This window comes from Streptomyces sp. NPDC002386, from assembly GCF_053593175.1.
Genome location: NZ_JBSFBX010000027.1, coordinates 26,621 through 34,794 on the forward strand (window position 1 = coordinate 26,621; position 8,174 = coordinate 34,794).

Below are 8,174 nucleotides of genomic sequence, written 5' to 3' on the forward strand. Positions count from 1 at the left end.
AGGCTAGCCGAATGCTCTCGCGGAAGACGGCATGACGCTCTGGATGGCCGGTGGCATTTGCCATGATGCGCGGCGCCGGCCCACGGGTCACCGCCCTCGGGCCGCGGGTCCGCCGCACCTCACTGGCTGCTGGTGCCGAAGTCCTCGGGCGAGATCTGGTCGAGGAACTCGCGGAACTTCTCCACCTCGTCCTCCTGCTCGTCCGGGATCGCGATGCCGGCGTCGTCCAGCACCGTGTCGCTGCCGTAGATCGGCGTCCCGGTACGCAGGGCCAGCGCTATGGCGTCGGACGGACGCGCGCTCACCTCGACCCCGCTGGCGAAGACCAGCTCCGCGTAGAAGACGCCCTCACGCAGATCCGTGATGCGCACTTCGGTCAGCTCCTGGCCGACGGCCTCCAGCACGTCCTTGAACAGGTCGTGGGTCAGCGGTCGCGCGGGGGCCATGCCCTGCTGGGCGAAGGCGATCGCCGTCGCCTCCCCCGGCCCGATCCAGATGGGGAGGTAGCGGTCGCCCCCCACTTCGCGCAGGAGCACGATCGGTTGGTTGGAGGGCATTTCGACCCGGACACCTACGACATCGAGCTCGTTCACACAGCAACCCTAGGCCGTGCTCGGGACCTTTGGGTAGTCGGGCCGGGAACAGGTGCCCGATCCGGCCGCGCCGGGCACCCCGCCGTTCAGGGCAGGCGCACACCGAGGGCGGTCTGCACCAGTGCCGCGTGCAGCCGCATCGTGAGCGCCGCCAGCTCCTTCGCCCGGGCCTCCGCGTGGGCCCGGGTCTGCGGGTTGCGATGGCGCTTCAGGGGAGCCACCACCTGGTCCACCAGACCCGCCTCCCGGTCGGCGGCGGCCTTCATCACCCGCAGATGGCGCGGCTCGATCCCGAACCGGCCCAGCTCGGCGACGAGCGAGGCAACGGTGACGGCCGACGCGTCGTACACACCGTCCTCCAGCGGAGCGATGAGCCCGTACGACTGCCACTCCGCGAGGTCGTCCTCGCCGATGTCCGCCGCCGCCAGCAGCTCGGCACGGCCGACCCGGGCCACCGTGGGCCGCTCGGACGGCTCCGGCGGCTCCTCCCCGGTGCGCTGGCGCCCCACCAAGGGCAGTTGCACGGCCTCACCGCGCTCCATGGCGTCCAGATGCTCACGGATCACCTTGAGCGGCAGGTAGTGGTCCCGCTGCATCCTCAGGACGTGCGCGAGGCGGTCGACGTCCCCGGGGCCGAACTTGCGGTATCCCGACGGCGTCCGCCGCGGCTCGACGAGCCCCTCGGACTCCAGGAAACGGATCTTGGAGATGGTGACGTCGGGGAACTCGTCACGCAGCGCGTTCAGCACCGCGCCGATGCTCATCAGTCCGTCCGTGGCGGCGGTACCGCTTCGGGCACCGCCGCTCGGTGTGTGCAGCATGGACCTTCCCTGGGTTCCCCCCGGACGGAGTCCAGGGGGTCAGATGCCCTGCCGGCTCGCGTAGAAGACCAGCCGGTACTTGCCGATCTGCACCTCGTCACCGTTCGACAGAGGCACCTGGTCGATCCGCTCGCGGTTGACGTACGTGCCGTTCAGACTGCCCACGTCGGCCACCGTGAACGAGCCGTCAGGGGAGCGCCGGAACTCCACGTGCCGGCGGGAGACCGTGACGTCGTCCAGGAAGATGTCGCTCTGCGGGTGGCGCCCGGCCGTGGTCAGGTCGCTGTCCAGCAGGAAGCGGCTGCCCGAGTTCGGCCCCCGGCGCACCACCAGCAGCGCCGAGCCCAGCGGAAGCGCGTCGACCGCGGCCTGCGCCTCGGGCGAGAGCATCGGCACCTGCGTCTGCCCGGTCACCTCGGAGTCGTAGGCCTCGATGCCGGAGATGGAGATCGTGGACGTGGTCTCCGAGGCTCGCTCCGGCGCCACGCCGGGGCGCAGCGGCGCACCGCAGTTTGAGCAGAAGCGGGCGTTCTCCGCGTTGCGGTTACCGCACCTCGTACACACCAGGACGGACATGGACGGATCCTCCTGCCGCGGTGGCCCCGCGGGGGCGTTCGACGCATAGGGGTCGGAGGCAAACCCTCCACCCGTACTTGAGGTTGACGGTTGCCCGAAACCTATGTCGCCGGACTGGGCAGGGTCAACAGACGCCGCGCCCTGGCCTCCGGAAATGTCACCGCCCGGACCAGCGACCTGGTCACGGAACAGCGGGCGCTGGCCCTCTGCGTCAGGCTGTGCGCGATGGCGAGCGGTCGCGTTGTCGCTGCCCTCTCGCGCGCTCTTGCCGAACAACTTCGCAAACAACTTCACGGGCGATTCCCCTTGACCGAAACAGACCCGCCCGTGGGGCAGGACGAACCCTGATTGCCTACACCGGTCGACCCGGACATCCTCACAACGTCCGTATCCACCAGACAGTTTCCACCACGCGCCACTTCTTCGGTGCGCCGACCCCCCGCAACCTCATGCCCCTGCCGGACGTCCCCCATGCACCACCGGTTCACTGGGAGGACGACCGAGCGTAGTCAGGCTGCTTTACCTGTCGCAAGGCGTCCACGACGATCTTGTCCGACCGCTCGACGGTCGCCGTGGCCTGCTCCTTCTCCAGAGTCTGCACCACGCCTCCCGGAATGTTCAGAGCCGGCTCGAGATCCTGCGGCTTGCCGATGACCTGGAAACGATACGGGGCGTTGATCTTGTTCCCGTCGACGCTCACGCTCTTGCCGGCATCGGTGAAGTAGGTGCTCGCGACCACGCGCACGCCGTTGACCTGGATCGCCTCCGCGCCGGCCGCGCGCAGTTCCTGGATCGCGTCGAGCAGCATGTCCGCCTTGACCGTCCCCTTCGCGTCCTCGATCGTCATGGTGATGCCGGGACCCTGCGCCGCCACGGTGCCCGCCAGGATGCCGAGTTGCTTCTCCTTCTCGGCCGTCTGCCGCCGCGCCTCGGCGGCCTGGTCGGAGCTGCTCTGCAGTTCCTGGCGCTGTTTGTCGAGTCCCTGCTTCTCGTCCTCAAGACGCTGGGTACGGTCGTCCAGTTCATCGAGGATGCGAACGAGATCTTCCTGACGTGCGCCGCGCAGCGCGCTGTCGCTGTCGCTGTTCGACGCCACCTGCACGGCCAGTCCGAAGCCGAGGCCGAACAGCAGGACCGCGACGATGAGTTGGGCGCGGGTGACACGCGGCGGCCACACCCCCTTGACCAGCCGCTGCCGGCCGGTGAGCGGGGGCTCGGCGCCATCGGCTCCCCCGGTTCCTTCGGCCGGAGTCCGCCGCGGCTCCGCGGGCGTCCGCTCCGGACCGGCCGGGGCTCGCTCGGGCTCGGCGGCCGGGGCCGGGGCCGGGACCTCGTCGGGCAGTTCCTTGCGCAGCCTGTTCTCGGGCCGCTCGTCCTGGTTGCTCATCGCTCTCAAGCCCGGAAGACGTGGCGCCGGATCGCCGCGGCGTTGGAGAAGATACGGATACCGAGGACCACCACGACGCCGGTGGACAACTGCGCCCCGACGCCCAGCTTGTCGCCCAGGAAGACGATCAGTGCGGCCACGACCACGTTGGACAGGAACGACACCACGAAGACCTTGTCGTCGAAGATGCCGTCGAGCATGGCCCGCAGACCGCCGAACACCGCGTCCAGCGCGGCCACGACGGCGATCGGCAGATAAGGCTCGACGACCGCCGGAACCTCCGGCCGGACCAACAGGCCGGCCACGACTCCCACGATGAGGCCCAGTACGGCGATCACGATGTGCCCTTCTCAGTCTTGTCGGCGTTCGGCTGTGCTGTGCGTACGATCACACTCGGTGCGGAGGGCAGGCGCACGTCCCCCTCGGTGGAGATGGTGGCCCGGATGCCGAAGTTCTCCTCCAGGGCGTGCAGGTACAGCCCGTCGGCGCTGTCCTGGAACCTGGTGCTCAGCCTCTGCCCGTCCCCCACCGCGAGCACCGTGTACGGCGGCACCAGCGGCCTGTTGTCGACCAGTATCGCGTCACCCGCGGCCCGGATCGCGGACAGGGCCGTCAGCCGCTGGCCGTTGATGGAGACGGCTTCGGCGCCCGAGGCCCACAGCCCGTTCACCACCCGCTGCATGTCCCGGTCGCGCACCCGGCCGGTGTCGGAGAAGCCCGAGGTCTCCCGCGGATTGGAGCCGTCGCCGCCGGCGCTCGCCTCCTTGGCGTCGTTCACCACGAGCTTGACGCCGGGGCCGTGCACCGCCGTCGCGCCCGACAGCACGCCCACCACGTCGGCCTCCGAGCCGCCGCCACTGCGGCTCAGCGCCGCCCGCCGGCGCGTGTCGACGTCGTCCCGCAGTTTGTCGACATCGCTCTCGAGCCGGTCCGCGTCCGCGGTCTCCCGGTCGATGCGGTCGATCAGCTCCTGGCGTTCCTTGGCCACCACGGGTGCCGCGATCCTCGCCTGCGCCGCTCCCACGGTCACCACCAGCGCGGCGAGCACCAGGCCCGCCGCCAGGCCCAGCTTCGCCCTGAGCGTCTTGGGCAGTCCGCCTGCCTCGCCCTGCGCCGCCCGCCGGGCGGCCGCCTCCGCGTAGCCGTCGTCGAGGCTGTGGTCCATGACGTTGGTGATCAACGACATGGACGCGTCCGGACGCGACGACCGCGGGGGGCTGCTCCGAACGGGGGATTGCTGCGGCATGCCGCACATCGTCGCATGTCGCGGGCAGTACCTCCGAACGGCCCCACCGGCGTGCCGGACAGGCCCCCTCGGGGACACCTGCCCGGCACGCGCGCGTGGAGCGGCTTTCGCCGTCCGGAGCCGCCGGTCCTACCGCCCGGCGCTGTCCACCACGGCCGCCCACTCGTCCAGCAGGGCCTGCGCCGAGGCGTCGTCCGGACCCTCGGCCCACAGATGGGTGACGGCCTCGGCCGGGTCGGGCAGCACCATCACCCAGCGCCCGTCGGTCTCCACCACCCGCACACCGTCGGTCGTGTCGACGGAACGGTCCCCGGCGGCCTCGACGACCCGCCGCATGACGAGGCCCTTGACGGCCCACGGCGTCGCCAGGTCCCGCTTCAGGACGTGCGCCCGCGGAATCCGCGCGTCGATCTGGCTCAGCGTGAGCTGCGTGCGGGCCACCAGCCCGATCAGCCGCACGAAGGCCGCCGTGCCGTCGTAGACGCTGCTGAACTCGGGGACGATGAACCCGCCCTTGCCGTCACCACCGAAGATGGTGCCCTCCTCGCGTCCCACGCGCGTGAGGTCATCGGGAGACGTGGTCGTCCACTCGACCTGGGTGCCGTGATAGGCGGCCACCTGTTCGGCGATCCTGGTCGTGGTCACCGGCAGCGCCACCCGGCCGCTGCGGCGCTCCGCCGCCACCAGGTCGAGCATGACGAGCAGCGCCCGGTCGTCCTCGATGATCCGGCCCTTCTCGTCCACGAGCGACAACCGCTCACCGACGGGGTCGAACCGCACACCGAACGCGGCCCGGGAGGACGCCACGATCTCACCGAGGCGCACCAGGCCCTTGCGCCGGATCTCCTCGGTCTCGGTGGGCCGGGACTCGTCGAGACCGGGGTTGATCGTCAGGGAGTCCACGCCGAGCTTGCCGAGGAGGCTGGGCAGCACGAGACCGGCGCTGCCGTTGGACGCGTCCACGACGACCTTGAGGCCCGACTCCGCTATGCCGGTGATGTCGACGTTGCGCAGCAGCGACCCGGTGTACGAGTCGAAGACGCTGGCGGGGAAGTACAGGTCGCCGATCTCACCGGGGAACGCCCGGCGGTACTCCTGCCTCGCGAACACGCGGTCGAGCTTGCGCTGGCCGCCCTGCGAGAGGTCCGCGCCCTGCCCGTCGAAGAACATGATGTCGACGGAGTCCGGCACACCCGGGGAGGTCCGGATCATGATGCCGCCCGCGCTGCCGCGCGCGGTCTGCTGCCGGGCCACGGGCAGCGGCACGTTCTCCAGGTCCCGTACGTCGATGGCGCTGGCCTGGAGCGCGGAGATCACCGCACGCTTGAGTGCGCGGGCGCCTCGGGAGTGGTCACGGGCCGTGGTGACCGTGGAGCCCTTCTTCAGCGTGGTCGCGTAGGCGCCGGCGAGCCGTACGGCCAGCTCGGGCGTGATCTCCACGTTGAGGATGCCCGACACGCCGCGGGCGCCGAACAGGTTGGCCTGTCCCCTGGACTCCCAGATCACCGAGGTGTTGACGAAGGCGCCGGCCTCGATGGTCTTGAACGGGTAGACCCGCACATTGCCCTGAACGATCGATTCTTCGCCGATCAGGCACTCGTCACCGATGACCGCGCCGTCCTCGATCCGGGCGGCCCGCATGATGTCGGTGTTCTTGCCGACGACACAGCCGCGCAGATTGCTGTGCTGACCGACGTACACGTTGTCGTGCACGACGGCCCGGTGCATGAAGGCACCGCTCTTGACGACGACGTTGGAACCGACGACGGTGTGCTCGCGGATTTCCGCGCCGGCCTCCACCTTGGCGTAGTCGCCGATGTAGAGCGGCCCGCGCAGCACCGCGTCGGGGTGCACCTCGGCGCCCTCGGCCACCCAGACACCCGGGGAGATCTCGAACCCGTCGATGTCGACGTTGACCTTGCCCTCGAGGACGTCGGCCTGCGCCTTGACGTAGCTCTCGTGGGTGCCGACGTCCTCCCAGTAGCCCTCGGCGACATAGCCGTAGATCGGCTTGCCTTCCTTCATGAGCTGCGGGAAGACGTCACCGGACCAGTCGACGGACACATCGGCCTCGACGTAGTCGAAGACCTCGGGCTCCATGACGTAGATGCCCGTGTTCACCGTGTCGGAGAAGACCTGCCCCCAGGTCGGCTTCTCGAGGAAACGCTCGACCTTGCCTTCCTCGTCGACGATGGTGATGCCGAACTCCAGCGGATTGGGCACCCGGGTCAGACAAACGGTGACCAGTGCGCCCTTCTCCTTGTGGAAATTGATCAGATCGGTGAGGTCGAAGTCGGTCAGTGCGTCACCGGAGATGACGAGGAAGGCGTCGTCCTTCAACGCCTCTTCGGCGTTCTTGACGCTTCCGGCGGTACCGAGCGGTTTCTCCTCGTTGGCATATGTGAGCTCCATTCCGAGCTCTTCGCCGTCGCCGAAGTAGTTCTTGACGAGCGATGCCAGGAACTGCACGGTGACAACGGTCTCGTTGAGCCCATGCCTTTTGAGCAGCCTCAGCACATGCTCCATGATCGGGCGGTTGACCACGGGCAGGAGCGGCTTGGGCATGCTGGAGGTCATAGGGCGAAGGCGCGTGCCTTCGCCACCGGCCATCACGACGGCCTTCATGTCGGAAGCGTCCTCCTAAAGAGACGACGGTCTAGCCGACTTCACCCGTCCAGATTGTCCCGCACTTCGGCGCGGCGGGCCATCGGACCACTTTGTCCGGACAATCAGCGGGGCTCAATCGGCCGTGGCGTCCGCGCGAACGAGGCGGCGGACTTGTACCACGTAGAGCACTCCTGCCCACCAATAGAGGGTTGTACCCCAACCTGCGAACGCCCATCCGAAAACAGCGGCCAGTGACGCGATCCATCCGTTTCCGTCGCTGAGCAGCAGGAGCGGGAAGGCATACATCAGGTTGAACGTGGCGGCCTTCCCCAGGAAGTTCACCTGGGGCGGCGGATAGCCGTGGCGCCGCAGGATGCCGACCATCACCAGCAGAACGAGCTCGCGTGCGAGCAGGAGGCCGGTCAGCCAGAGGGGCAGGATCTCCCGCCAGGTGAGGCCCAGAAGGGTGGAGAGAACGTACAGCCGGTCGGCCGCGGGGTCGAGCAGCCGGCCGAGGTTGCTGATCTGGTTCCAGCGCCTGGCGAGCTTTCCGTCCAGGTAGTCGCTGATGCCGCTCAGGGCAAGCACAAGAAGGGCCCAGCCGTCACTCTTGGGGCCGCCGAACTCCGGCCTGAGGATGAGCCACAGGAAGAGCGGGACGCCGGCGAGCCGAGCCATGCTGAGGATGTTGGGGATGGTGAGGACCCGGTCCGTCTGGACACGGGTCTCCTGGACCTCCACCCGGGGGCCTCCTGTGCTGTAAGGAGCGAAACGATGCTCCCCGACCCTACCCCAACGCAAAAAAGCTCCGGCCCCTGGGCAGTGCCCAAGAGCCGGAGCTGTAAAAGGAGTTCGGCGGCGTCCTACTCTCCCACAGGGTCCCCCCTGCAGTACCATCGGCGCTGTGAGGCTTAGCTTCCGGGTTCGGAATGTAACCGGGCGTT

General features: G+C 69.0%; 8 protein-coding genes and 1 rRNA gene. All 9 read right to left on the reverse strand.

The genetic code is table 11. From position 1 onward, the window contains the following. Positions 1 to 119 precede the first annotated feature (119 nt). Positions 120 to 593 (reverse strand): bifunctional nuclease family protein, encoded by a 474-nt coding sequence (locus ACWCPN_RS34255; protein ID WP_026253112.1) that lies wholly within the window; start codon positions 591 to 593, stop codon positions 120 to 122. A gap of 86 nt (positions 594 to 679) precedes the next feature. Then, positions 680 to 1,414: a transcriptional regulator FtsR gene (gene ftsR, locus ACWCPN_RS34260; RefSeq protein ID WP_451214422.1), complete on the reverse strand. Its 735-nt coding sequence runs from the start codon at positions 1,412 to 1,414 to the stop codon at positions 680 to 682. A gap of 39 nt (positions 1,415 to 1,453) precedes the next feature. Continuing rightward, on the reverse strand, positions 1,454 to 2,284 hold the full coding sequence (locus tag ACWCPN_RS34265) for an FHA domain-containing protein (RefSeq protein ID WP_451214424.1): 831 nt from the start codon (positions 2,282 to 2,284) through the stop codon (positions 1,454 to 1,456). A gap of 190 nt (positions 2,285 to 2,474) precedes the next feature. Beyond that, the gene (locus ACWCPN_RS34270) at positions 2,475 to 3,377 is read right to left on the reverse strand and encodes a DUF881 domain-containing protein (RefSeq protein WP_451214426.1); all 903 of its coding nucleotides are present in this window, start codon (positions 3,375 to 3,377) and stop codon (positions 2,475 to 2,477) included. A gap of 5 nt (positions 3,378 to 3,382) precedes the next feature. After that, entirely contained in the window at positions 3,383 to 3,715 is a 333-nt protein-coding gene (locus ACWCPN_RS34275) for a small basic family protein (RefSeq protein ID WP_006134295.1), read from the reverse strand. Further along, positions 3,712 to 4,632 carry a DUF881 domain-containing protein gene (locus ACWCPN_RS34280; RefSeq protein ID WP_451214428.1) on the reverse strand — a complete coding sequence of 307 codons (921 nt, stop codon included), beginning with the start codon at positions 4,630 to 4,632 and terminating at the stop codon, positions 3,712 to 3,714. The genes ACWCPN_RS34275 and ACWCPN_RS34280 overlap by 4 nt, the downstream gene beginning before the upstream one ends. A gap of 120 nt (positions 4,633 to 4,752) precedes the next feature. After that, positions 4,753 to 7,248, reverse strand: coding sequence for a sugar phosphate nucleotidyltransferase (locus ACWCPN_RS34285; RefSeq protein WP_392293893.1), 2,496 nt, complete (start codon positions 7,246 to 7,248; stop codon positions 4,753 to 4,755). Positions 7,249 to 7,362: 114 nt separating this feature from the next. Beyond that, the gene (locus tag ACWCPN_RS34290; protein WP_199209733.1) at positions 7,363 to 7,971 is read right to left on the reverse strand and encodes a CDP-alcohol phosphatidyltransferase family protein; all 609 of its coding nucleotides are present in this window, start codon (positions 7,969 to 7,971) and stop codon (positions 7,363 to 7,365) included. A 109-nt stretch (positions 7,972 to 8,080) separates the two neighbouring features. Then, positions 8,081 to 8,174: ribosomal RNA gene (gene rrf / locus ACWCPN_RS34295) — 5S ribosomal RNA — on the reverse strand; the annotation flags it as partial.

What these genes read in the sequence shown, in the direction of transcription:
- ftsR (WP_451214422.1), bottom strand. Translation starts at nt 1,414, where the DNA reads ATGCTGCACACACCGAGCGGCGGTGCCCGAAGCGGTACCGCCGCCACG.
- ACWCPN_RS34270 (WP_451214426.1), bottom strand. Translation starts at nt 3,377, where the DNA reads ATGAGCAACCAGGACGAGCGGCCCGAGAACAGGCTGCGCAAGGAACTG.
- ACWCPN_RS34280 (WP_451214428.1), bottom strand. Translation starts at nt 4,632, where the DNA reads ATGTGCGGCATGCCGCAGCAATCCCCCGTTCGGAGCAGCCCCCCGCGG.
- ACWCPN_RS34285 (WP_392293893.1), bottom strand. Translation starts at nt 7,248, where the DNA reads ATGAAGGCCGTCGTGATGGCCGGTGGCGAAGGCACGCGCCTTCGCCCT.